General features: G+C 62.1%; 24 protein-coding genes. 18 read left to right on the top strand and 6 right to left on the bottom strand.

The genetic code is table 11. The features are described from left to right. The first annotated feature begins 5 nt into the window (after nucleotides 1-5). The 6 genes from argH to speB all read left to right on the top strand — a co-directional run bounded on the left by argH (nucleotide 6) and on the right by speB (nucleotide 6,096). Nucleotides 6-1,466, top strand: a complete 1,461-nt coding sequence (gene argH, locus G6K99_RS15525; RefSeq protein ID WP_174197086.1) for an argininosuccinate lyase — start codon at nucleotides 6-8, stop codon at nucleotides 1,464-1,466. Beyond that, on the top strand, nucleotides 1,463-2,335 hold the full coding sequence (locus G6K99_RS15520; RefSeq protein WP_062461649.1) for an amino acid ABC transporter permease: 873 nt from the start codon (nucleotides 1,463-1,465) through the stop codon (nucleotides 2,333-2,335). The genes argH and G6K99_RS15520 overlap by 4 nt, the downstream gene beginning before the upstream one ends. 8 nt (nucleotides 2,336-2,343) lie before the next feature. Then, entirely contained in the window at nucleotides 2,344-3,114 is a 771-nt protein-coding gene (locus G6K99_RS15515; protein WP_113166437.1) for an amino acid ABC transporter ATP-binding protein, read from the top strand. A 50-nt stretch (nucleotides 3,115-3,164) separates the two neighbouring features. Further along, nucleotides 3,165-3,998: an ABC transporter substrate-binding protein gene (locus G6K99_RS15510; RefSeq protein WP_174197085.1), complete on the top strand. Its 834-nt coding sequence runs from the start codon at nucleotides 3,165-3,167 to the stop codon at nucleotides 3,996-3,998. Nucleotides 3,999-4,143: 145 nt separating this feature from the next. Then, a complete protein-coding gene (locus G6K99_RS15505) occupies nucleotides 4,144-5,022 on the top strand; it encodes a polysaccharide deacetylase (RefSeq protein ID WP_174197084.1) in 879 nt (292 codons plus the stop codon). Nucleotides 5,023-5,043: 21 nt separating this feature from the next. Further along, complete coding sequence (gene speB, locus G6K99_RS15500; RefSeq protein WP_092659450.1) at nucleotides 5,044-6,096, top strand: agmatinase; 1,053 nt, start codon at nucleotides 5,044-5,046, stop codon at nucleotides 6,094-6,096. 3 nt (nucleotides 6,097-6,099) lie between these two features. Here speB and tsaA read toward each other — a convergent pair whose 3' ends face one another. Continuing rightward, a complete protein-coding gene (gene tsaA, locus G6K99_RS15495) occupies nucleotides 6,100-6,627 on the bottom strand; it encodes a tRNA (N6-threonylcarbamoyladenosine(37)-N6)-methyltransferase TrmO (RefSeq protein ID WP_174197083.1) in 528 nt (175 codons plus the stop codon). Nucleotides 6,628-6,849: 222 nt separating this feature from the next. On the opposite strand from tsaA, the gene G6K99_RS15490 reads away from it, so the two are divergent. After that, nucleotides 6,850-8,169 (top strand): Nramp family divalent metal transporter, encoded by a 1,320-nt coding sequence (locus G6K99_RS15490; RefSeq protein WP_062461632.1) that lies wholly within the window; start codon nucleotides 6,850-6,852, stop codon nucleotides 8,167-8,169. Here the strand turns inward: G6K99_RS15490 and G6K99_RS15485 are convergent. Further along, a complete protein-coding gene (locus G6K99_RS15485; RefSeq protein WP_174197082.1) occupies nucleotides 8,141-9,355 on the bottom strand; it encodes a LysR family transcriptional regulator in 1,215 nt (404 codons plus the stop codon). The two genes, G6K99_RS15490 and G6K99_RS15485, sit on opposite strands and share 29 nt — an antisense overlap. A gap of 168 nt (nucleotides 9,356-9,523) precedes the next feature. Here G6K99_RS15485 and G6K99_RS15480 point away from each other — a divergent pair, with 168 nt between their 5' ends. From G6K99_RS15480 to minE, 7 genes are all read left to right on the top strand, one after another. Beyond that, a complete protein-coding gene (locus G6K99_RS15480) occupies nucleotides 9,524-10,900 on the top strand; it encodes a dihydroorotase family protein (protein WP_174197081.1) in 1,377 nt (458 codons plus the stop codon). Between the two features lie 4 nt (nucleotides 10,901-10,904). Next, nucleotides 10,905-12,143, top strand: a complete 1,239-nt coding sequence (locus G6K99_RS15475; protein ID WP_174197080.1) for a Zn-dependent hydrolase — start codon at nucleotides 10,905-10,907, stop codon at nucleotides 12,141-12,143. 10 nt (nucleotides 12,144-12,153) lie between these two features. After that, a complete protein-coding gene (locus G6K99_RS15470) occupies nucleotides 12,154-13,242 on the top strand; it encodes a DUF917 family protein (protein WP_174197079.1) in 1,089 nt (362 codons plus the stop codon). A 322-nt stretch (nucleotides 13,243-13,564) separates the two neighbouring features. Beyond that, on the top strand, nucleotides 13,565-15,217 hold the full coding sequence (locus G6K99_RS15465; RefSeq protein ID WP_174197078.1) for a urocanate hydratase: 1,653 nt from the start codon (nucleotides 13,565-13,567) through the stop codon (nucleotides 15,215-15,217). A gap of 91 nt (nucleotides 15,218-15,308) precedes the next feature. Next, nucleotides 15,309-16,112 carry a septum site-determining protein MinC gene (minC, locus tag G6K99_RS15460; protein WP_174197077.1) on the top strand — a complete coding sequence of 268 codons (804 nt, stop codon included), beginning with the start codon at nucleotides 15,309-15,311 and terminating at the stop codon, nucleotides 16,110-16,112. A 53-nt stretch (nucleotides 16,113-16,165) separates the two neighbouring features. After that, nucleotides 16,166-16,981, top strand: coding sequence for a septum site-determining protein MinD (minD, locus tag G6K99_RS15455; protein WP_062581861.1), 816 nt, complete (start codon nucleotides 16,166-16,168; stop codon nucleotides 16,979-16,981). Continuing rightward, the gene (minE, locus tag G6K99_RS15450) at nucleotides 16,978-17,241 is read left to right on the top strand and encodes a cell division topological specificity factor MinE (RefSeq protein ID WP_062461607.1); all 264 of its coding nucleotides are present in this window, start codon (nucleotides 16,978-16,980) and stop codon (nucleotides 17,239-17,241) included. The genes minD and minE overlap by 4 nt, the downstream gene beginning before the upstream one ends. Nucleotides 17,242-17,247: 6 nt before the next feature. Here minE and G6K99_RS15445 read toward each other — a convergent pair whose 3' ends face one another. Further along, nucleotides 17,248-17,898 (bottom strand): hypothetical protein, encoded by a 651-nt coding sequence (locus G6K99_RS15445; protein ID WP_174197076.1) that lies wholly within the window; start codon nucleotides 17,896-17,898, stop codon nucleotides 17,248-17,250. Between the two features lie 24 nt (nucleotides 17,899-17,922). After that, a complete protein-coding gene (locus tag G6K99_RS15440) occupies nucleotides 17,923-18,141 on the bottom strand; it encodes a hypothetical protein (protein WP_062461605.1) in 219 nt (72 codons plus the stop codon). Between the two features lie 275 nt (nucleotides 18,142-18,416). Between G6K99_RS15440 and G6K99_RS15435 the strand changes: the two genes are divergently transcribed. The 3 genes from G6K99_RS15435 (at nucleotide 18,417) to G6K99_RS15425 (ending at nucleotide 21,465) form a co-directional block, all read left to right on the top strand. After that, the gene (locus G6K99_RS15435; protein WP_174197075.1) at nucleotides 18,417-20,462 is read left to right on the top strand and encodes an NAD(+) synthase; all 2,046 of its coding nucleotides are present in this window, start codon (nucleotides 18,417-18,419) and stop codon (nucleotides 20,460-20,462) included. 110 nt (nucleotides 20,463-20,572) lie between these two features. Further along, nucleotides 20,573-21,268, top strand: coding sequence for a superoxide dismutase (locus G6K99_RS15430; protein WP_062461599.1), 696 nt, complete (start codon nucleotides 20,573-20,575; stop codon nucleotides 21,266-21,268). A 41-nt stretch (nucleotides 21,269-21,309) separates the two neighbouring features. Beyond that, nucleotides 21,310-21,465: a hypothetical protein gene (locus G6K99_RS15425; protein WP_092659468.1), complete on the top strand. Its 156-nt coding sequence runs from the start codon at nucleotides 21,310-21,312 to the stop codon at nucleotides 21,463-21,465. Between the two features lie 33 nt (nucleotides 21,466-21,498). Here the strand turns inward: G6K99_RS15425 and G6K99_RS15420 are convergent, their stop codons facing one another. Then, complete coding sequence (locus G6K99_RS15420; protein ID WP_174197074.1) at nucleotides 21,499-22,524, bottom strand: acyltransferase; 1,026 nt, start codon at nucleotides 22,522-22,524, stop codon at nucleotides 21,499-21,501. A 34-nt stretch (nucleotides 22,525-22,558) separates the two neighbouring features. Beyond that, complete coding sequence (locus G6K99_RS15415) at nucleotides 22,559-23,872, bottom strand: O-antigen ligase (RefSeq protein WP_174197073.1); 1,314 nt, start codon at nucleotides 23,870-23,872, stop codon at nucleotides 22,559-22,561. A 596-nt stretch (nucleotides 23,873-24,468) separates the two neighbouring features. Here G6K99_RS15415 and G6K99_RS23550 point away from each other — a divergent pair. After that, nucleotides 24,469-24,612 carry a hypothetical protein gene (locus tag G6K99_RS23550; RefSeq protein ID WP_371816217.1) on the top strand — a complete coding sequence of 48 codons (144 nt, stop codon included), beginning with the start codon at nucleotides 24,469-24,471 and terminating at the stop codon, nucleotides 24,610-24,612. Nucleotides 24,613-24,677: the final 65 nt, after the last annotated feature.

Raw genomic sequence — 24,677 nt, 5'->3', positions numbered from 1 at the left:
TGCTCATGTCGGCATCCGCGCAGCTCTGGGGTGGACGTTTCAAGTCCGGCCCTTCCGAAGCTCTGGCCAATCTTTCACGGGCACCTGCCTCCTATTTCCGTCTCTATCGCGAAGACATCGCCGGCTCCCGGGCGCATGCGTCCGAGCTGAAGCGCGCCGGCGTGCTGGATGCCGCGGAATTTTCAGCTATCCGCTCGGCGCTCGACACGATCGAAGCCGATGTCTCGGCAGGCCGTGAAACGCCTGTAGCAGGCGACGAGGATGTGCATACGTTTCTGGAACGGTTGCTGATGGCCCGTCTCGGCGCTCTCGGCGGCAAGCTGCGCGCCGGCCGGTCACGCAACGACCAGACCGCCAACAATACCCGTCTCTATCTCCGTCGCATGGCACGCGAGCTCTCCGCCGGCCTGATCGAGGTCGAGGACGCGATCCGCGAGCAGGCGGCACAGCATGCGGAAACCGTCATGCCCGGTTTCACCCATCTGCAGCCGGCGCAGCCCGTCGTGCTCGGTCATCACCTGATGGCGCATGCGCAGTCGCTGCTGCGCGATCTGGAGCGCTTTGGCGATTTCGACCGCCGCTTCGACCGGTCGCCGCTCGGTGCGGCAGCGCTTGCCGGTTCCGGCATCGTCAACCGCCCAGATCTTTCGGCACTTGAGCTCGGGTACTCGGCAGCTGCGGAAAACTCGATCGACTCGGTTGCGTCGCGCGATATCGTTGCCGAATTCCTGTTCATCGCTTCGCTGATCGGCGTCAACCTGTCGCGTCTGGCCGAGGAAATCTGCATCTGGAGCTCCAAGCAGTTCTCTTGGGTGCGCCTGCATGACAGCTATTCCACCGGCTCCTCGATCATGCCGCAGAAGAAGAACCCTGATATCGCCGAGCTGACGCGCGGCATGTCCGGCACGCTGATCGGCAATGTCACGGGCTTCCTTGCCACGATGAAGGCGATGCCGCTCGCCTATAACCGCGATCTCGCCGAGGACAAGAAGGTCCTGTTCGAGACGATCGATACGCTGCAGCTCATCCTGCCCGCCTTTGCCGGCATGGTCGCGACACTGGAGTTCGACGTCGAGAAACTGAAGGCAGAAGCGCCGCGCGGCTTTACGCTCGCAACGGAAGTGGCCGACTGGCTGGTCGGCCAGAACGTCACCTTTGCCGAAGCCCACGAAATCACCGGCGCTGTCGTGCGCTACTGCGAAGAGCGCGGCCATGATCTTGAAGGGCTCACCGTCGAAGATCTGCCGAAGATCGATCCGCGTCTCGGCCCCGGCCTGCTTGAGGCGATCACGCTCGAACATGCGATTGCCAGCCGCACCGGTTACGGCTGCACGGCACCCGCTGCGGTGCGCGACCAGATCGGCCGGTTCGAGGTAGCGATCGACGCCCGCCGTCAGTTCGCACTGGAAGAGATCGGCGCAAAGACGGCTGTTGCCGCAAACTCTGCGGAGGCTGGCACACGATGAGCGCATCCACGACCGTTGCTGCAGACGACAGCACGAAGTACGAAGTTGCCCATCTGAAGCTGGTGCCGAAGCGGCATATCGGCCGCAATGTGGCCGCCGGCATCGTCATCCTGCTGATGGCAGCGCTTATCCGCGCCTTCAGCGTCGGCCAGATCGAATGGTCCTATGTGCGCGACTTCCTGTTTGCGCCCGTCATCCTGCAGGGCCTCGTCAACACGCTGGTCATGACGGTTGCTGCCATGGCGATCGGCATCGTGCTCGGCGTCGTGATCGCCATCATGCGCATCTCCGGCAACCCGGTTCTGTCGTGGATCGCGATCGGCTATCTGTGGATCTTCCGCGGCGCGCCGGCACTGCTGCAGCTGATGCTGTGGTTCAATCTGGCGCTGATCTTCCCGACGCTCGGCATTCCCGGCCTGTTCGAATTCCGCACCGTCGATATCATGACGCCGTTTGTGGCGGCCATGCTCGGTCTCGGTATCCAGCAGGGCGCCTACACGTCGGAAGTGGTGCGAAGCGGTCTTCTGTCGGTCGATAGCGGCCAGTACGAAGCGGCCCGCACGATCGGCATGACGCAGATGAAGATGCTGCGCCGCATCGTTCTGCCGCAGGCCATGCGCGTCATGGTGCCGCCTGTCGGCAATGAGGTGATCGGCATGGTCAAGCTCACCTCGCTTGCCAGCGTCATCCAGTTTTCCGAAATCCTGCACAATGCGCAGGTCATCTACTACGCCAACACCCGCGTTCTCGAACTCCTGCTGGTGGCAAGCTTCTGGTACCTCGTCGTGGTGTCCGTTCTGTCCGTCATCCAGCAGCGCATCGAGCGCTATTACGGGCGCGGATCGAAGTCTATCAGAGCATCGATGTGAGGTTGGACATGACGAAAGATATTCTGGTCAAGGCAATCGACGTCACCAAGAGCTTCGATGCGTTCAAGGCGCTCGACAAGGTCAGCCTCGAAGTCCGGCGCGGCGAAGTCGCCTGCATCGTCGGACCCTCCGGCTCCGGCAAGAGCACGTTCCTGCGCTGCATCAACCTCCTGGAGCGGATGGACGAAGGTGCGATCTGGGTCAATGACGAGCTGATGGGCTATCGCCGCGAAGGCGACAACCTGCATGAACTCGCCGACAAGGAGATCTCCCGCCAGCGTCGCCGCATCGGCATGGTGTTCCAGCGCTTCAACCTGTTTCCGCATCAGACGGCTGTCGAAAACGTCATGGAAGGACCGGTCCAGGTTCTCGGCCAGCCGGCCGCCAAGGCGCGCGAAGATGCGCTTGCGCTTCTTGCCCGCGTCGGCCTCTCCGACAAGGCGAACCATTATCCTTCAGAACTCTCCGGCGGCCAGCAGCAGCGCGTCGCGATCGCCCGCGCCATGGGCATGCAGCCCGACCTCATCCTGTTCGATGAGCCGACGTCGGCGCTCGATCCGGAACTCGTATCGGAAGTGCTCGACGTGATGAAGGATCTGGCCGCGTCCGGCATGACCATGATCGTCGTCACCCACGAAATGGGGTTTGCACGCAACGTTGCCAACACCGTCACGTTCATGGAAGCGGGCAAGGTCGTCGAAACCGGCCCTGCTTCGGAAGTGTTGTCGGCGCCGAAAAGCGCGCGCACCGCGGAATTCATCCGGGCAGTCCATAACTGACCGCCTTCACGTTCAACCAGTCGACCAAAAACAAGAGAACAGGGGATATCATGACCAAGACATTCGCAATCGTCGCCCTCGCAGCCGTTGCTGCGGCCAGCTCGGTTTCAGCTCAGGCCCTGCCGGCGCGTATCAAGACCGCCGGCAAGATCGTCGTTGCCAACACGCCGAACTATCCGCCGATGGAATACAAGGACCCGGCCACCAACACGCTGATGGGCCTCGATATCGATCTCGGCCTGGCGCTTGCCAAGCAGCTCGGCGTGACTGTCGAATGGTCGGATATCGGCTTTGAACAGATGGTGCCGTCGGTTGCCACCGGCCGCGTCGACATCATCCATTCGGGCATGAGCGATCTGCCGAAGCGCCGCGACGCTCTCGATTTCGTCGACTACATGAAGTCCGGCGCCCAGTTCTATACGACGGCGGCCCGCAAGGATGAACTGAAGTCCGAAACCGATCTCTGCGGCAAGAATGTCGGCATGAGCCGCCGTACGTCGTTCCCGGACGAAACGGCGAAGTGGAGCGCGGCCAACTGCGAAGCCAAGGGCCTGCCGGCCGTCAAGGTCGTCGGCACCGAAGGTTCGGCCGATGCCCGCACCCAGCTGAAGCAGGGCCGCGTCGATGCAGCCGTGCAGGGTTCGGAAACCGTTCCCTACCTGATGACGCTTGAGAAGGGTGCGTATGTTTCGATCGGCGCGCCGTTCACTGCCATCTACCAGGGCATCGGTTTCTCCAAGAAGGACACCGAACTGCGTGACGCCTATATCGGCGCGATGAAGGCCCTGATGGCCAGCGGCGAATACAAGACGATCCTTGCCAAGTGGAACCTGGAATCGGCTGCCCTCGACGGCATCTACGTCAACAGCGAAGCCCAGAAGTAATCTTTCACGTGTCGCAGAACGGGTGCCTCCGGCCTGATCTCCTTCAGGCCGGACGGTCGGCGGACCAGTCCGTTTTGCATCGGAAGCCGGGCTATCTGTTCAGCGGTGGCCCGGCTTTGCATTCTTCCCGACCGGAGGTTTTATAATGCCCTTCGACCTTTCCCCCCGTCCGCTCAATCCGGCGCCTGCCACACCCGACATGGTCTGGCCGAACGGCGCGAAAAGCGCCGTCTTCATCGGCTTCGACGTGGATGCGGAAACCGCCTGGATCGGCAACAATCCGTCCAATGTCGATCGCATGGTCACCACCTCGCATGGCGGCTACGACGCCCGCGTCGGCATTTCGAAGATCGTGTCGTTGATGGATGAACTGGCGCTGCCGGCGACGTTCTTCATTCCCGGTTGGACGGCATTGGCGCATCCGGCCCAGTGCGAAGCGATCCTGAAAGCTGGCCACGAGATCGGCCATCACGGCTATCTCCACAAGCTGGCCGACCGCGACAAGCTCGACGAGGCCTTTGAGGAAATCGATCGCGGCTATGAGGCGTTGCACCAGGTGCTCGGCGTGCGGCCGATCGGCTACCGCGCGCCATCGGGTGAGAATTTCCCGGAACTGCTCGCCTATCTTTCGAAATCCGGCATGCGTTATTCCAGCTCCTTCCGCGACGACATCCTGCCTTATCGGCATGCGGATCATGGCGGCGAGCGCGGCCTGATCGAGATCCCGGTCAACTTCGCCTTCGACGACTGGAATTTCGGCATGACGAGCCGCACCAGTTCACGGCCGATCTTCGGACGCGAGGCGGTGCTGCAGATGTGGATCGACGAATTCGAGGCGACCCATGCCTGGGGCGGCGTCACGACGCTCGTCCTCCATCCGCAGGTTTCGGGACGGCCGATGCGCTGGCATCTGCTGCGCGATTTCCTGATCCACGTGCAAAGCAGAACCGACGTCTGGATTGCCACGGGCGCCGAGATATCAGACCATTTCGACGCGCTGGAAGCGGCCCGCGCAGAGCTTTAAGAAAGACCTGGAGAAACCGACATGACGTTCGACACGAAAAAGCTGGAAGAGCTTCGAGCAAAATACGGCGAAGGCCACGGCGGCAGCATCCATGATCCGGAATTTCGCGCCGTTGCCGACCGGATCTTTTCCGCAAGCGGCACGCGGTCGGCCCCCTATGCGGGCGTTCCGACGCTTCTCGATGCGCCGCTCGTCCACATCGATGCGGACAATCCGGATTTCGGCGATCTTCAGGTAGCGCTGATCGGCGTGCCGATGGATCTCGGCGTCACCAACCGTCCGGGCTCCCGCTTTGGGCCGCGGGCACTGCGCACGATCGAGCGCGTCGGTCCCTATAATCACGTGCTGAAGACCGCGCCGACCTTCGAGATGAAGGTGGCCGATATCGGCGACGTGCCGTTTCGCAGCCGCTACCGGCTGGAGATGAGCCATGACGATATCGAGGCGCATTTCAACAAGGTGATCGATGCGGGCGTGATCCCGTTGTCGGTCGGCGGCGATCATTCGATCACGCATCCGATCCTCAAGGCGGTCGGCCGCGACCGTCCGGTCGGGATGATCCATATCGACGCCCATTGCGATACGGGCGGCGCCTACGATCTCACCAAGTTCCACCATGGCGGCCCGTTCCGCAACGCGGTTCTCGACGGAGTGCTTGATCCGACGCGGGTCATCCAGATCGGCATTCGCGGCGCGGCCGAATATCTGTGGGAGTTCTCCTTCGAAAGCGGCATGACGGTCATTCATGCCGAAGAGATCGGCAAGATGGGCATCGATGCCGTCATCGCCAAGGCGCGCGAAATCGTCGGCGATGGCCCGACCTATCTGTCCTTCGATATCGACAGCCTCGATCCGGCCTATGCGCCCGGCACCGGCACGCCTGAGATCGGCGGGCTGACGAGCCGTCAGGCGCTCGATATCCTGCATGGGCTGAAGGGTCTGAACTTCGTCGGCGGCGACGTCGTCGAAGTGGCGCCGCAATACGATACGACCACCAACACGGCGCATGCGGGCGCGCAGATGCTGTTCGAGATCCTCAGCCTGATCCGCTTCAGCCCTGCACTGAAGGGCTGAGCTCTAAGCCTTCTGACAGTAATGCGCCGTCGGTGCGTTGCTGTCAGGCTTGGCTTCGCCGGGCTTCGGCGACACGATCGGCTTGAACAGGCTCCGGTCGGGCTTGAGGTCGAGAAGCGGCGTACCATCGAGGCAGTCCATGCCGCGCACCAAAAGCACATTGCCCTCGACGCCTTCGAGAACCACGATCGACGTCCCGATCGGGTTCGGCCGGACAGGAGAGCGCAGAGAGAAGGTGCCGTGCACCTTGCCGCTGCTGGCGGGGCTCTGCAGAACCAGATCGCGGCGCGCCTGATGCAGCCAGTAGAGGATTTCCAGCCTCTCGAATGTCTCGACGCCCTTCAGGGCCGCAACCCATGGCTCGAATATCTCGATCCGGCAAATCGGTCCGGTATGGCTGCCCTGACGCGGCGTTTCGCTGCGTGCGGTCCAGGGGGTCGAAATGCGTCCGATGAAGATCAGCCCCGCATCGTTCGCCTCCGGCGGCGTGACCTGAACCTCGTTCTCGCGGATGCCGTTATCCTGCGCCATGTCATTCTCCGATCAACTGGTTCTGCTCCACGTTTCGCGAAGCAACCAGATCTCCCCAGCATGGCCGAAATACTGCTGTTTCGCAAAATGTGAAGCTGCGCGGAACAGTTTCCCTGTTTCCGGATTTCTTATTGCGAATAATTTGCAACTACGATCTTTATGTGCGAATGAATTGCAATTGCAACAACGAGAGCACGATCGACGATGGATATCCGATCCCGAATGAATTCCAGCGGCTGGCTCAAAAGCGGCGGTGATGCCTCGCTGATGGATGTTCATCGCTCGATCCCGGTGCGCGGCCAGGGATCGAAACTTCGGCGGGCCTTCGCGTTCTTCGGTCCGGGTTATCTCGTCGCCGTCGGCTACATGGATCCGGGCAACTGGGCGACGTCGCTCGCCGGCGGTTCGCAGTTCGGTTACCTGCTCCTGTCGGTCGCACTCTTGTCGAACATCATGGCGATCGTGCTGCAATCGCTCTGCGCCCGGCTGGCGGTCGCTTCCGGCCGCGATCTCGCCCAGGCCTGTCGCGATGCCTTCCCGCGTCCCGTCGCCTACATGCTCTGGCTGTTTGCCGAAATCGCCATCATCGCCACCGATATCGCCGAGGTGATCGGCACCGCGATCGGTCTCAACCTGATCTTCGGCATTCCGCTGGAAATCGGTGTTCTCATCACCGCGCTCGATGTCTTCCTCATTCTCTACCTGCAGAAGCTCGGATTCCGGTTCCTGGAAGCCTTCGTCATCGGTTTGCTGGGCGTCATTACCGCTTGTTTCGCCATCCAGATCGCCATGGCGGACCCGAACTGGGGCGAGGTCATTCGTGGCTTTGCGCCGACCACCGAGATCGTCACCAATCCCAACATGCTCTATCTGGCGCTGGGTATTCTCGGCGCCACCGTCATGCCGCATAACCTTTATCTGCATTCCGGCATCGTCCAGACCCGTAATTACGGGGACAGCGTCGAGGAGAAGCGGGAGGCGATCAAGTTCGCGACGATCGACAGCACCGTCGCCTTGATGTTCGCGCTTCTGATCAACGCATCGATCCTCATTCTGGCCGCCGCCGCCTTCCATGCCAACGGCCATACGGCGGTGGCGGAACTCGGCGATGCGCATAATCTTCTCTCACCGGTTCTCGGTTACGCCATCGCGCCGACGCTGTTCGGTATCGCGCTCCTGTGCTGCGGCCTGAATTCCACGGTGACAGCGACCTTGGCCGGGCAGATCGTCATGGAAGGGTTCCTGCATATCCGGCTGGCAGCCTGGGTACGGCGGCTGATCACCCGCGGCATCGCCATCATTCCGGCGGCAGCGGTCACCATCTTCTACGGCGATGGCGGCACGGCGGAGCTTCTGATCCTGACGCAGGTCGTGCTCAGCCTGCAACTGTCCTTCGCAGTCTTCCCGCTGGTGATGTTCACGTCCGACAAGCGCAAAATGGGCGTGTTCGTTGCACCTCTCTGGCTGCGTGCCTTTGCCTGGCTGATCGCCATCGTCATCGGCGCCCTCAACATCAAGCTGCTGGTGGATTTCGTCCTGTAACCGGAAAAGGCATCGAGCCCAGGATGTGTTCGGCCGTGCGAGCGATCGTCTCGGCTGCCGCTCCCTTTTTCCACGCAAGCGACAGATGCATGTCGTAGGCCTCGGGAAGCGCGATCGCCGCCATCCGCTCGTCCGGCTGCGGAATGGCCCAGAGCGGCAGAAGCGCGATATAGCCGTGATCGCTGACGAGATTGGCGATGACGGGAATGGAATCGATTTCGACGAAGGTCAGTGCCGCCCGTTCGTATGCGGTCAGGATGTCCTCTGTCAGCGCCCCGAATTTCTGCCGCAACCCGCTTTTGAGGCTCGGCAGCGCTATCGGATGACGCAGCAGCAGTTGCCGCAGATCGCCGCGTTGGTCAGCGATCACGTCGGCTGCTCCCACCATGGCAAGTCCGCTGCGTGAGATTATCAGGTGCTCGACGCCGGGCGGCATGTCGAGCGTGTCGACCAGCACGAGATCATACGTCCGGTCGGTGATACCAGACAGCAGCTCCTCGGCATTGGTGCTGGAGATATAGAGCGGCCGTCGCGGCATGTGCTTCGGCCAGTCGGCGGCGAGCTTTGCGAGGATCCGGGCAATTAGGCTTTCGCGTCCAAGCGGCGTCACCGAGCCGATGCGGGTCGTCGATGCGGCACGCCGGAAACGATCGCCCGCATGGTCTGAAATCTTAAGCCAGATCGCTTCGAGCTCTTCTCCCAGAGCGATCACCCGTTGCCCGCTCGCATTGGGAACAGCGCCGGCGGCTGCCCGGTCGAGAAGGGGAAGGCCCAGATCACGCTCAAGACTGCGGATCTGCCGCGTCAGCTGTGGCTGGCCGATGCCGATCTCCTGCGCCGCCCGCCGTATGCTGCCGCTGCGCCCGACCACGAGGAAACGCTGCAGCGCCAGAAGCGGTACGGAAAGCCGGGCTCCGTCTTCGGGCGTGCCGTCGCTCTCGCCGACACCGGCAAGTTCGGTAACCAGCATGGCCGCCCGCTGCAGGTCGCGACCGATCCGCACGCCCTCAAGCGTCGGCTGGATGCGGTTGCCGGATGTCGTCGTCAGCGGTGTGGCGATATGAAACTGCAACCGTGCCAGCGCGGCAGAGACGCTCGAGACAGGCCGATCCAGCACCTTCGCCGTTTCACGGATGCCGCCCAAGGCCAGCACATGATGGGCGATCAGCAGCGAGGCAAGGTCCATGGCGGCTTCCGGGTGAGCATATAAGAGGATGACAGCGATGATATCGTGCGTTCACGATATGGGATATCCCTCTGCCCATCAAATTCTCCTAGTCTGCCCTCCCAAGCGGTTCCGATCGAACGCGCGCCTCAAGGGCTCAAGGCTTCAAGGCTTCAAGGAGACAGGCCGATGTCGGATTTCGATCTTGTTCTGAAAGGCACGCTGGTCCTTGCCGACCGCATCGTTCCCCAAGGTTATGTGGCAGTCCGCGACGGTCTGGTTGCGGCTGTTGGTCAGGGCCAGATGCCGTCCGCCCGCGAAAGCCACGATCTCGGCGCATCGCTGATCCTTCCGGGTGCTGTGGATGCGCAGGTGCATTCGCTTTCCCAGAAGAACCAGGAGGATTTCATCTGGTCGACCCGCTCGGCTGCTGCCGGTGGCGTCACCACCATCGTCGACATGCCCTATGACGAGGGCAATCTCGTCTGCTCGGCCGATGCGGTGCGCCGCAAGGCGGCCCATGCGGAGACGCAGGCCAGGGTCGATTTCGCGCTCTATGGCACGGTCGATCCGCAGGAGGGCGCGGTGCGCATCCGCGAACAGGTGGAAGCCGGTGTCGCGGCCTTCAAGTTCTCGACGTTCGGGACAGACCCGAAGCGCTTTCCGCGCATCTTTGCGCCGCTGATGGCCGAGTGCTTTGCTGCGATCGCGCCAACCGGCCTGACGGCCGGCGTCCACAACGAGAACGACGAATATGTCCGCTGGGCGATGGCTGAGGTGAAGGCCTCCGGCATTACCGATTACCGTGCCCACGAAATGTCGCGTCCGCCACTGACCGAGCTTCTGGCGATGACCGAGATCTACGAGATCGGTGCGGCCACCGGCTGTCCGGCCCATGTGGTGCACTGCTCGCTCGGTCGCGGTTACGAGATCGCCGCCGGTTACCGCGCGCAGGGGCATCGCGCCACGGTCGAGTGCCTGATCCATTACCTGACGCTCGACCAGGAAACCGATGCGAGACGGCTCGGCGGCAAGTCGAAATGCAATCCGCCGATCCGGCCGCGGGCGGAGGTGGAAAAGCTCTGGCGACATCTGGCGGCCGGCAATGTCACGCTTCTTTCGACCGACCACGTCAGCTGGTCGCTCGACCGCAAGACCAATCCGGACATGCTCGCCAATGCGTCCGGTCTGCCGGGTCTCGAAGCCATGGTGCCGCTGTTTATCAAGGGTGCGCTGGAGCGCGGCGTGTCGCTCACCTGGGCCGCGAGGCTGATGGCGCTCAATCCCGCCCGGCATTTCCGGATCGATCACGTCAAGGGCGCGCTGGAAGTCGGCAAGCATGCGGATATCGCGGTGCTGACGGCGGAAGAGCATGTGTTCGACGCGTCGAAGACCGGCAACAACGTTGTCGGGTGGTCGCCCTATGACGGAATGACCTTGCCCTACAAGGTGGCCGGAACCTATCTTCGCGGCGCACTCGCCTATGACGGATCGACGGTGCTGGCGCAGCCCGGCAACGGCCGGTTTGTGCGGCCCCAGGCCAACCTTTCACTTCAGGATTTTTGATCGCATGACATCCAATCTCGCCGTCAACACCGACCGGATCGCAGCCGATATCGAAGCGCTGGCAGCAATAACCGAGCCGGACCGGCCCTGGACGCGCCGTGCCTTCACGCCGATGTTTCTCAAAGGCCGCGCCTACGTCGAAAAGATCTTTCGCGAGGCGGGCCTCGAGACGCAGATCGATGCCGCCGGCAACATGACCGGGCGCCGCAAGGGAACGGTGGAGGGCAAGGGTACGATCATGCTCGGTTCGCATACGGATACGGTGCCGAACGGCGGCCGGTTCGATGGCATTGCCGGGGTGATTGCTGGTCTCGAAGTGGCGCGTTCGCTCAAGGATGCCGGCATCGCGCTCGAACACGATCTGGAAATCGCCGATTTTCTGGCCGAGGAAGTGTCGATCTTCGGCGTGTCCTGCATCGGCAGTCGCGGCCTGACCGGCGTTCGCCCGCCCGAATGGCTGGAGCGCAGCACCGATGGCGTAACGCTGGCGGACGGCATCCGTCAGGTCGGCGGAGATCCCGACACCGTATTCACGCGCACCGATATCAAAGCCTTCCTCGAACTGCATATCGAGCAGGGCACGGTGCTGGAGCGCGAAAACGTCGATATCGGCATCGTCGGCGCCATCACCGGCATCTCGCGGTTCGAGATCCTTGTCGAGGGCCGCGCCGATCATGCCGGTACCACGCCGATGAATGCCCGTTACGATGCGCTAGGGGCCGCATCGATCATCGTGCTCGGCATCGAGGAGATCGCCCGGGAGCTTGCGTCGGGTCAGAGCTATTTCGCTGGCACGGTCGGCGAGTTCTCGATGGAGCCGAACGCCGCCAACGTCATCCCCTCGCATGTGCGCATGCTGATCGATGCGCGTGCCGTCGATAATGCCGTGATGGACGAATTCGTCGCTTCCGTCACCGCGCTTTGTGCACAGACCGCGAGTGAGCGTAGCGTAACCATCGCCGACCCGCGCCGGGTCTCGCATGCGGCGCCGACGCCGATGTCGGACATGGTGACCGGCGTGCTTGCCGAAAGTGCGCAGCGGATCGGCGCGACCAGCCGACCGATGGTGTCGGGCGCCGGTCACGATGCGGCCTTTCTCTCAAAGGTGGCGCCGGCTGCGATGATCTTCATCGCCAGCAAGGATGGCCGCAGCCACGCGGCGGAGGAATGGTCCGACAACGACGATATCGCACTGGGCGCTGCCGTTCTCTACGAGGCGGTCTTGGCACTCGACAAACAATAGGGGCGAGGGCATGGGTCGCATACTGACGGAGAAGGATGTCGAGGCGGCGGTGCGCGGCGGCTCGGTCTATGCGGCGGGCGGCGGCGGCTGGTCGGATCACGGCCGCATGCTCGGCTATGCGGCCGTCTCGGTCGGCAGGCCCGAACTCGTGACCATCGACGAACTGTCCGACGACGACTGGGTGGCGACGGCTGCCGCGATCGGCGCACCGGCCTCGACCACCGCCTGGGAAATGCAGGGCATCGACTACGTCAAGGCCGTGCAGCTGCTGCAGGATGCGCTCGGCGAAAAGGTTGCGGCGCTGATGATCGGCCAGAACGGCAAATCCTCGACGCTCAACGGCTGGCTGCCATCGGCCATCCTCGGGACCAAGGTGCTCGATGCCGTGGGCGACGTGCGCGCCCATCCGACCGGCGACATGGGCTCGATCGGCATGGCGAATTCGCCCGAACAGATGATCCAGACGGCAGTCGGCGGCAACCGGGCGGAAAACCGCTACATCGAACTCGTCGTGCGCGGCGCCACCGCCAAGGTCTCGCCGATCCTTCGCACCGCCTCGGACATGTCCGGCGGCTTCATCGCCTCCTGCCGCAATCCGCTGCGCGCGTCCTATGTGCGCAACAATGCAGCGCTCGGCGGCATCAGTCTGGCGCTGACGCTTGGCGAGGCGATTATCGAGGCCGATGCGAAGGGCGGATCTGCCATCATCGACGCGATCGTCAGGACCACCGGCGGCACTATCCTGGTCGAGGCCGAGGTGACCGCCAAATCCGTGGTTTATACCAAGGAAGCCTTCGATGTCGGCACGATCACGCTTGGGTCAGGCGACGGGGCGATCACGCTGCATGTCATGAACGAATACATGGCGGTGGACGACGCCGGCGGCAACCGCCTCGCCACCTTCCCGGATATCATCGCGACACTGTCGCCGCCGGGCGAACCGTTGAGCGTGGGTCAACTCGAGGTCGGCATGCCGGTGTTTCTGCTGCATGTGCCAAAGACGCTCATTCCGCTGTCCTCCAGCGTCAAGGACCCGTCAGTTTATCCGATCTGCGAGAAGGCGCTGGGGATCAGCATTGCGGATTATGCGCTGGGGTAGGGAGAAAAAGACCCCGCCCCAAACCCCTCCCCACAAGGGGGAGGGGCTTAACCTGCCGCACCGACAGCGCTGGATATAGGACGCGACAGTGCCGCAGATCTTCTCCCCCCTTGTGGGGAGATGGCCGGCAGGCCAGAGGGGGTTTGGTTGCCGCTGCCCTCACCCCGCTCGCGGGGAGAGGCGACGTGCCTCGATCGGGGCAGGGAGAGTACCGCTGGTTTTCTCCCCCCTTGTGGGGGAGATGGCCGGCAGGCCAGAGGGGGCTTTCTTGGCCCAGCACTATATTGGGTGAGGCAATCCTCACGAGACAGGAGATCACGCCATGCCCAGGCCCAACCCGCGCCATCCGAACTTCCCGATCCCCGGCGGGCCCGAACTGCGCGCCAAGGGCTGGCGGCAGGAGGCTCTGCTGCGGCTTCTGGAAAACGTGCTGTCGGTCGGCGAGGATCCGGAAAACCTGATCGTCTACGCGGCGCTCGGCAAGGCGGCGCGCAACTGGGCGGCGCATGAGGCGATCGTGCGCACATTGAAGACGATGGACGAGGACCAGACGCTGATCATCCAGTCCGGAAAGCCGGTCGGGCTGTTGAAGACCCATGACAGGGCGCCGCTGGTGATCATGGCCAATTGCAACATCGTCGGGCAATGGGCGAAGGCCGAGTATTTCTACGCGTTGCAGGAAAAGGGCCTGATCTGCTGGGGCGGGCTGACGGCCGGTGCGTGGCAGTATATCGGCAGCCAGGGTGTCATTCAGGGCACCTATGAAATCTTCATGCGGATCGCCGAGAAGCGTTTTGGCGGATCGCTTGCCGGTCGCTTTATCCTGACCGCCGGCCTCGGCGGCATGGGCGGCGCGCAGCCGCTGGCCGGTCGCATGGCGGGCGCTGCGATCCTGGTGGTCGATATCGATCCGGAGCGGGTCGCCAAACGCCGCGAGATCGGGTTTCTCGACGAGGTTGCGCCGGATCTCGATACGGCGCTTGCGATGATCGATGCGGCGGTAGCCGACAAACGTGCCGTCTCGATCGGCCTCGTCGGCAATGCCGCCGACATCTACCCGCAGATCGTCAAACGCGGCATCGTGCCCGATATCGTCTCCGACCAGACCTCGGCGCATGATCTCGTCTATGGCTATGTCCCCAAGGGGATGAGCCTTGAGGAAGTCCGCCGGCTTCGCAAGGAGGGCCAGGGCCAGCTGATGGCGGCAAGCCTCGCCTCGATCGCCGATCATGTCCGCGCCATGCTGAGCCTGCAGGAAAAGGGTGCGGAAGTGTTCGACAACGGCAACCTGATCCGCACCCAGGCGCGCGAAGGCGGCGTTGCCAACGCGTTCGACATCCCGATCTTTACCGAAGCCTATCTGCGGCCGCTGTTCTGCAAGGCGATCGGACCGTTCCGCTGGATGGCGCTGTCGGGCGAAGAAAGCGATATCGCCCGCATCGATGATCTCGTGCTCGAACTTTTCCCGGATAATTTCATCGTCACCAACTGGATCCGGCTGGCGCGCGAAAACGTGCCCTTCGAAGGCTTGCCGGCGCGCATTGCCTGGCTCGGGCATGGCGAGCGCACGAAGCTCGCGCTTGAAGTCAACGCGCTGGTCGCGAAGGGCGAACTTGCCGGACCGATCGCGTTTTCGCGCGACCATCTCGATGCCGGCGCCATGGCGCATCCCAATATCATGACCGAGAACATGAAGGACGGATCGGATGCGATCGCCGACTGGCCTCTGATCAACGCGATGACGATGTGCGCATCGATGGCCGATCTCGTCGTCATCCATTCGGGCGGCGGGGGCTATGCGGGTTACATGACGTCAGCCGGCGTTACCATCATTGCCGATGGCACCGAAAAGGCCGTCGAACGGCTTGAACATTCGATCACCAACGACACCTCGCTCGGCATTATCCGCTATGCGGATGCCGGCTATGAGGAGGCGATCGAGGCTGCCGAAACGGCCGGCCTGAAATTGCCCTAGAACGGGTCGTCGTTAAAGCTTTGGAGGGGTGCGTTAACCTTTTGTTAACCACCCCGGCGCTACATCTAACGTCAACGATTTGTTTACGTAGATGACCAAAGTGCTAACAGACGCTCGCTCAATCCGTATCAAGGGCCGCTCGTTTTTGGCGGTCGTCTTGTCCCCCGATCTGCCGCTCGACAACTGGCTCTCGCGCCTTGACGATCTGGCTGCCCGCTCGGCCGGTTTCTTTCTCGACCGCCCGGTCGTGCTCGATATTTCCGAGATCTCGATCGACAAGATCGAGCTGAAGGACCTGCTCGAACAGCTGGCCGAACGCAATGTCCGGATCATGGGTATCGAAGGCGCTCGCCCGTCGATGCTTGGCCCCGGCATGCCGCCGGCGATGCGGGGCGGCAAGGCTGCATCCGATTTCGAAGTCCCGGAAAAGTCCGAGGATAAGTCGGCTCAAGAAAGCTCCGGACAAGTTGGCGCTGCTACCAAGCAAGGTGCCCAGCAGCCGGAAACGGATACCGACAGTCAGCTCCGCAACGAGCCGATCAAGGTTGCCGAGGTCCGGCCGGTCATCCAGTCGCTGGTGATCAACGAACCGGTTCGCTCCGGTCAGTCGGTCATCTTCGCGGAAGGTGACGTGACCGTTATCGGTTCGGTTGCCTCCGGTGCCGAAGTGATTGCCGGCGGTTCGGTGCATGTCTACGGCGCAATACGCGGCCGAGTCATGGCTGGATCATTGGGGAATGCAACGGCTCGGATCTTTTGCCGCAAGCTCGAGGCCGAACTGGTCGCGATCGACGGCATCTACAAGATGGCCGAGGACATGGACACAAGCCTTCGCGGGCAGCCGGTCCAGCTCTGGCTCGACGGCGACATCATCATGGCAGAAACGCTCAATTAAGAAATGTGAAAACGCAAATGATAACGGGCCGGCAGGACACAGGAGAGATTGGTATGGGGAAAGTCATAGTTGTGACTTCGGGCAAGGGAGGGGTCGGCAAGACGACCTCGACCGCGGCTCTCGGCGCAGCGCTCGCCAGCCGCGGCGATAAAGTCGTCGTCGTCGATTTCGATGTCGGGTTGCGTAACCTCGACCTCGTCATGGGTGCCGAGCGCCGGGTCGTCTACGACCTCGTCAACGTCATCCAGGGCGATGCGAAGCTTCCGCAGGCCCTGATCCGCGACAAGCGCCTCGACAACCTGTTCCTGCTGCCGGCTTCTCAGACCCGCGACAAGGATGCCCTGACATCCGAAGGTGTCGAGCGCGTAATGGCGGATCTGAAGCGCTACTTCGACTGGATCATCTGCGACAGCCCTGCCGGCATCGAGCGCGGTGCGACACTTGCCATGCGCCATGCGGACATGGCCGTCGTGGTCACCAATCCGGAAGTCTCTTCGGTGCGCGACAGCGACCGCATCATCGGTCTTCTCGATTCCAAGACGCTCAAGGCCGAAAACGGTGAGCGGATGGAAAAGTATCTTTTGCTGACCCGCTACGACGTCAACCGTGCCGAGCGTGGCGACATGCTGAAGGTGGACGACGTTCTGGAAATCCTGTCGATCCCGCTGATCGGCATCATTCCGGAAAGCATGGATGTGCTGCGTGCCTCCAACATCGGTGCACCGGTGACGCTGGCCGACGCCAAGAGCGCTCCGGCCCAGGCTTATTTCGATGCCGCGCGGCGTCTCGCCGGCGAGGTCCTGCCCATGACCATCCCGGGCGAAAAGCGCGGTCTCTTCGGCAAGATCTTCGGAAGGAAGGCCGCATGAACATGTTCCGCCTTTTCAACAGGCCGAAATCGGCGCCCGCGGCCCGCGAGCGTCTCCAGGTACTGCTTGCTCATGAACGCATGGTTGTCGGCACCGATCTGGTCGCCGTGCTGCGCGAGGAAATTCTGGCCGTCATCGCCAAACACGTCCAGCTGGACGCCGACCGCGTAACGGTAAAGATGGATCGCGACGAGCACTGCACTATCCTGGAGATCGACGTCGAGATCCCGCTCAATGCGAGCGCCCAGGCCGCAGCCTGAACGTCTCTATCGAGTTAGCCTCCCAAGGCTGGTTTGAAAGGCGGGTATGTCCGGCGGGACATGCCCGCCTTTTGCGTCGTCCCAGCGGACTTCCAGATGGCCGCCGAGCGCCCGGACACCCTTGTCGATGGCTTTGAAATCCGGGTAGCGGCTCTTGTATCCGCGGGTCTGGAAATACTGGCCGGTGCCGGCCTCTTCATCCATATCGCGCATGATCCACCGGATCGCGTAGCAGCGGCTTCGCAGCTGATCCAGCGCCGGAATGCCTGTCAGCTTGTAGGGCTTCCGGCTGCGGCGAAAACCGTAATAGCGGGCCGCCGCCTGGATCCGGTCCCAGCTGACGCCCGGAAACGCGTCGCAGATCTCTTTCCGGTCTGCGGCGGGATAGAGCCTGCGCAATTTCTGCCGGGCCGACCATCCCCAGGCCTGCCGGCGTGGTGCAAGACCCAGTCTCTGGCAGCGTGTCTGTATGGCCTTTTTCGACCGGGCATGCAGAACCTGGCTTATGGCAAAGTAATCGGGATGAAAGATCCGGCAGATCAGGTCTTCCTCATCCGTCCAGAGCTTGTGTCCGCTGACGGTGAAGCCCGAACGCAGTATCTTCAGTCGTGTCCGCTCGGTGAGAGCTAAGTCTTTCGCAAGCTGCGCCAGGTCCATTGCAGGGTCCTCTGACGCTGGCGGCTATGGCTTCTTGACGTTGAGCGCCCGGAACGAATTGAACGTGCCTCCCTTGTCGGTGAACAGGTCCACAAGCGGCTTCGGCAGACCGTTCAGCTCCCGCAGCTTGAGCGCGAGGAAGGCAAATTCCAGCTTGAGGCGATCGATTTCCTGCGCCCGGGCATCGAGAATGCGTGCCTCGATCTCAGCTTTCTGGCGAAGAAGATCATCCAGTACGGACATGACAACGCTCCAAAATATGACGTTTGAATTCGGCTTTCTTGAAAAATTGCATGCGGGAAAAACCGTGTGCGGTCACACGTTCGGACAAGCTGTCACGGAAATTCGATTTTGCCAATCGCCGTCGCCATTTCCAACGTCACCCGATTCTGATGTCGCTATGCTGGCGCGTGTTTACAGAGGTGCTATACAGGCCAATGATTTAGGTAGGCGTCTCGGGCAGTCGCAAATGCGAGGCGTCACTATCGCGGCCAATGACCATGCCTTCGGAGTTCCAGATGAATTTCCATTCGCCCTATAGCCACGGCTTCATTCGCGGCGCCGCCTGCACGCCCGTCTGCGAACTCGGCGACCCGGACTTCAACGCGCGTGCGACGCTGGATCTGGCCCGTGAAGGTCACGCGCGCAGCGTTGCGCTGATGGTGTTTCCGGAACTTGGCATTTCCGGCTATTCGATCGACGACCTGCTCGGCCAGGACGTTCTTCTCGATGCGGTCGAAAGCGCGCTTGCAACGATCGTCGAGGAAAGCAAGGCGCTGCTTCCCGTGCTTCTTGTCGGCGCACCGCTGCGTCACGAAGGACGTCTGTTCAACTGCGCCGTCGTCATCCATGCAGGCCGCATTCTCGGTGTGGTGCCGAAGACCCATATCCCGAATTACCGCGAATTCTACGAGAAGCGCTGGTTCGCATCCGGCCGCAGCGTGCGCGACATGATGATTTCGGTTGCCGGACAATCGGTGCCCTTCGGCATCGATCTGCAGTTTGCCGCTGAAAATATCCGCGATTTCATCTTCCACGTGGAGATCTGCGAAGACGTCTGGCTGCCAGCGCCGCCGAGCGATTTCGGCGCCATGGCCGGTGCTCTGATCCTCACCAACCTGTCGGCCAGCAACATCACCGTCGGCAAGGCGGAGATGCGCAAGCTGCTTTGCGCCACCCAGTCGGCGCGCAACTTTGCGGCCTATCTCTATTCGGCGGCCGGCCCCGGCGAATCCACCACCGATCTCGCCTGGGACGGCCAGGCCTGCATCTACGAACTGGGCGATCTGTTGGGCGAGACCGAGCGGTTTCCGGCCGGTCCGCAGATGTGCGTCGCCGATATCGATGTCGAGCGGCTGCGTCTCGAGAGAATGCGCACCGGCACGTTCAACGATGCCGCAACGCTGCATCTGACGGCAGGCAAGACGTTCCGGCGCGTCCTGTTCGACTTCGAGCGGCCGCAAGAAACGCTTGATCTGGAGCGGGCCATCCAGCGCTATCCGTTCGTGCCATCAGATCCGAAGCGGCTCGACCAGGATTGCTACGAAACCTTCAACATCCAGGTCCAGGGCCTGATGAAGCGGTTGAAATCGACCGGCATCAAGCGGCTCTGCATCGGCATCTCAGGCGGCCTCGATTCGACCCATGCGCTGCTGGTCGCAGCCAAGGCCTATGACCAGCTCGGCTGGCCGCGCACCGATATTCTCGGCTTTACCATGCCGGGCTTTGCCACCGGCGACGACACGAAGTCGAATGCCTGGGCGCTGATGCGCGGCATGGGCATTATGGCCGAAGAGGTCGACATCAAGCCGCTTGCCACCCAGCTTCTGCACGATCTCAAACATCCGTTCAGCGGTGGCGAGCCGGTCTATGACGTGACGTTTGAAAATGTGCAGGCTGGCCTGCGCACCGATTTCCTGTTCCGCGCTGCCAACCAGCGCAACGCGCTTGTGCTCGGCACCGGCGACCTGTCGGAGATCGCGCTTGGCTGGTCGACCTACGGCGTCGGCGACCAGATGAGCCATTACAACGTCAACGCTTCGGTACCGAAGACGCTGATCCAGCACCTCATCCGCTGGGTCATCGAGGCCGAGAGCTTCGATGACGAAACCAATGCGACGCTGCAGCGCATCCTCAATACGCTGATTTCGCCGGAACTGGTGCCGGCGGGCGCCGATGGCGCCATGCAAAGCACGGAAGACAAGATCGGCCCCTACGATCTGCATGATTTCACGCTCTACTATCTCACCCGTTTCGGCCTGAAGCCGTCGAAGATCGCCTATATGGCGCTGCAGGCCTGGAAGGATGCCGGCGCTGGTGCCTGGCCCTCGCATTTCCCGGAGGAGAAGAAGCGGCAGTTCGACCTTCCCGTCATCAAGCGCTGGATGGAGACGTTCCTGTTCCGCTTCTTCACCATCAGCCAGTTCAAGCGCTCTGCGTCGCCGAACGGGCCGAAGGTGACGTCGGGCGGATCGCTGTCGCCGCGCGGCGATTGGCGGGCGCCGTCGGATGGCAATGGCCGGATCTGGATCAAAGAGCTCAAGGACAACGTTCCGGACGCATGACCTCGGCGGGTCACAACACGCAATTGTCAGGCGGAATCGGCGAAATCGGGAAACCGATGGGCGCCTAAGGGGTTGTTCCTTCCAGAGACAACAGGGAAGGAGCTCAATTCATGGAACTCAACCGTCGAACCGTTCTCACCGCAACCGCTTTCACAGCGGCCGCTGCGGTGTTTCCAATTCCCAATATCGCACGGGCCGCCGCGCCGTTTGCACAGCCGAAGCTGCCATTCGGCGAGGGCGATCTGGCACCCGTCATTTCCGCAAAGACCGTGGGCCTGCATTACGGCAAGCATCACAAGGCCTATTTCGACAAGCTGAACACGCTGTCGACCGGCACCAAATATGCCGACATGGATCTTGAGGCGATCGTTGTGGAATCAGCCAAGTCCGATGCCGATGCGGACAAGAAGATCTTCAACAATGCCGCCCAGGCCTGGAACCATGTGGCCTACTGGGATCAGTTCGTTCCCGGTGGCCCGAACCGACCGCAGGGCGAGCTGGCAACGACGATCAACGAGACGTTCGGCGACTATGATGGCTTCATCAAGCGCGCCGTCGATATCTCGGATACGGTCTTCGGCACAGGCTGGGTGTGGCTCACTCGTGATGACGCCGGCAAGCTGGCACTGATCGGCTATGAGGACGGCAAGAACCCGATTGCTGTCGGACGTCCCGCCTATCTCGGCATCGATATCTGGGAACATGCCTATTACGTCGATTACGAGAACCGAAAGCCGGAGCATATCCGCGCCGTCCTCGACAAGCTCGTGAACTGGCGTTCGGTCGAGGAACGCATGGCCGCCTGAGGCTGCGATGTTCCCCTTAGTCAACAGAGAGAGGAGTGCCCATGGCCCAGGATCCATTTGAACCCGTACCCGGCCCAATCCCGCCAACACCCGCTCCGCCGGTCCCTCCGATCGGTGAGCCGGAGCCCGACAGGTTGCCGGATGAAGATCCGGTGCCGAACCCGGATGAAAACGACGATCCGCCGCAATACGCCTGAGTTAGCGGCTCACCACGAAGAACGGACGGCCGGTCAAGGGACCGGCTGTCTTTCTGTCTGCTTCGCCGGAAGGCGCCACAGGCCCGTCCGCTTTCCCCTCACCAGTGCCTGCATCGGCCGCTCCAGCGCCTCATAGGCGAGGACGCCGACCAGCGTGCCGGCGACCACGGCGATCGTGGTTGCCGCGACAGGCGGCAGGGATGCAGACGACAGGATCTTGACGGCGACCGAGACCGCAAACGTATGCCAGATGTAGATTGAGTATGACGCATCGCCGAGATAGGCGAGGGCAGGGATCTTTGGGACCGAGCGGCTCTTTTCAAGGCTGAGCGCGCCGGTCACCAGCATGATCGCAAGCGGTCCACAGGACCACGCATCGAATTCAAGCTTGAAAATCTGGATCGCCGCGAACCCGGCGATCGAAAGGCAGATCAGCGCCAGCCCGATCGGGGCCGGCGGGACCTCGCCGCGCTGCCAGAGTTTCGCAAGCGCTGCACCGGCCACGAATTCCAGAATGACCGGGGCCGTGTAGAAGCCAACCGACGGATTTTCGGGCGGCATGACGAGGCCGATTGCGACAAGCGTTCCGAACACCAGCGCCAGCAACGGAAGCCGGGCCGATGGGCGCGCAAACAGGGTGAGCGCAAACACGGCGTAGAAGAAGATCTCGTAGTTCAGCGTCCAGCCCTGCACGAGGACAGGCCAGAGTGCGCCGGTGCTGGGCGAGGCAACGGGCAGGAACAGCAGCGAGCCCAGCACATGCGGCAGGCTCAGCACGAGGTTTGGAAACGCACCGGCGAGGGCGCCGGCGATCATCAGAAGCGTCGCCGCCCAGTAGATCGGCACGATGCGCAGCAGCCGGTTTTTGAAGAACTTGCCGGGACTTGCCGAGCGGGCGTCGCTGATCGCCATCATGATAAAGCCGCTGACGACGAAGAACACGTCGACACCCGCCGCACCGATGGTGAAGTGCAGGCCGCTTTTCTCGCCGGCATGAAACAGCACCACGGCCAGCGCCGCAAAGGCTCTCAGATACTGGATCGAATAGAGAGTAGGCATTGTCTTCACGTCCTTCGACGCCCGTTCGGGCGTGTCAGCCTGCCGGAATGCCCGGTTCGCCATTTTGCCCGCGCTCGGGCCCCGTGGGTGAATTCGGCATGAAACCGTATTGAGGGCGGTCCGCCTTTGCCTTGACCGGCCTTACCGCCAGCGTCAGGCGACCGGCCATGAAGTAGAACAGAAAAGACCCGACCTGGTATGGGTTGAGGATGTCGATCTCCACGAAGGACCGAATCACAAGCAGGGTCGACAGCCCGACAAACAGCAGCGATTCCGGCGTGCGCGAGATGGTCAGCAGCCGTTTCAGATGGCCGGTGAGGCAGGCGATCAGGATGAAGACAAGCAGGCCCGTGCCGATGATTCCAGTCTCCACCATGCTTTCGATATAGGTGTTGTGGAAATGGAATCCGCTGCGGCCGGTAATGAAGAATTCCTGCCAGAGGCGTTCGGCCTCGGAGGCGCCTGGAACCCAGTATCCCTGGTAGCCCATGCCGATGATGGGAGACTGTGCAGCGGCGGCAATGCCCTGCTGCCATAGATAGGTGCGGCCCGTCAGGGTCGAGTCCTTGCCGAACACGCCGAGGATCGCATCCATCGCGCCGAACTGCAGCGCACCGACGATGCCGGCAAGCCCGAACACGAGCGCAATCGCAAAGAAGCCGCGTCGGTGCTTCGGCGAAAAGAACATGAACCCCTGCAGGCCGATGCAGAGCGCAACGACACCGGCCGTGGTTATGACAGAGGTCGCAGACTGCGAGGCGAGGAGGCAATAGGCCGACAGAAGCGCGCTGCCGCCGGCACCGATCATCCAGATGCCGCGCATGCGAAACAGCATCACCGCCGCATAGGAGAAGATCACGCCGAGCGACGCGAAGAAACCCAGCTGATTCTTGGAGGAAAATGCGCCGACGAAGCTGAACGTATTGTCCATCGCGTCCATCAGATAGGTGCCGAACAGGATCGAATAGACGAGCACGATCCCGGTTCCGATCAGGCCGCCGCGCAGCAGCGTCTTTGTGCTGAGCATCCGCATGGCAATCAATGCGCAGACGATATGCGTCAGATACTGGATGGCCGTGCGCAGCGACACGCCAAAGGCTGGCGACCAGAAAGCGGAGATGAAGCAGAAGATGCCGAACGAGAAGATCCAGAGAAACCGGGAATAGCGGCCCAGCACCCGTCGGTAGTCGGTTACGACCGGAAGGAACCATACGCCGTAATAGGCAAGGATCGAGATCTGCCCGAACCTGCTCGAATAGGCGAAGACGAAAAAGGACAGCGCGACAGCGGCAATCCCGTAGATCTCGTTCTTCTCCGGGTCGATCAGGGACGACTTGGCAATCTTCATCCGGTTACCCCTATTGCATCAGCAGTTCGGATGTCACCTTCACCACGTCGCCCGGCATTAGACGGGCATTCTCGTCCACGGCCACTTCCTTGGGGCCGTCGCCTTCGTCGCGCACGACGGTGTATTTGATCGTCGCGGCTGTCTTGCTCGGGTCGAAGCGCAGCGCCTCGGCGGACTGTGCAACTGCCTCCGAGATCAGTTGGCGGCTGGTGGTCAGCTGCAGGCCGAGCTTTTCAAGTTCCGCTTCGGTATCCTGAAGCTCCTTTGCCCGGTCTGCTTCCCAGTCGTTGCGCAGGTTGATCTCGTCCTGGTTCGCCTGGCTGATATCCTGCTTTGCCTTCAAGGTCGACGTGTCGATGTCGAGCAGGGTCGACTGGATGCTGGCCGTGCGCTCTTCGATGGTCAGAAGGCGGCTGCTGGTAGCCAGACCCTGTTCGGTGAGCCGGGACATCTTGTCCCGGTTTTCCGACACGAGATCGAGCTGGCGCTGTTGCGTCTCTGTCTTTTGCGCGAGCGACTTCACTTCGCTTTCGAGAAGGCTGCGCAGCTCGTTAAGGGCCTGCAGCTGCAGCTCATAGCGGTCGCGGCGCGATTTCATCAGCGATGTCTCGCTGGCAATCAGCTGCGCGGCATTGGGCACGTCTTTCAGTTCCGCCGGGATTGGCAGATCGCGCGATCCGGAAACCTCGGCCACAAGCCGTGCCCGGCGGGCAATCAGGCGGCCGCGCTGGTTGTCGTAGACGGCAACGTCGCCCTGCGCGTTGATGAAGTCCTTGGCAAAGCGCTGACCCGCGTCGGAACGGCG

The sequence above is a fragment of the Neorhizobium sp. AL 9.2.2 genome (assembly GCF_013317225.1).
Taxonomy (GTDB): Bacteria; Pseudomonadota; Alphaproteobacteria; order Rhizobiales; family Rhizobiaceae; genus Neorhizobium; species Neorhizobium soli.
The sequence above is the reverse complement of the archived record's forward strand: the minus strand, read 5'-3'. Positions and strand labels throughout refer to the sequence as shown.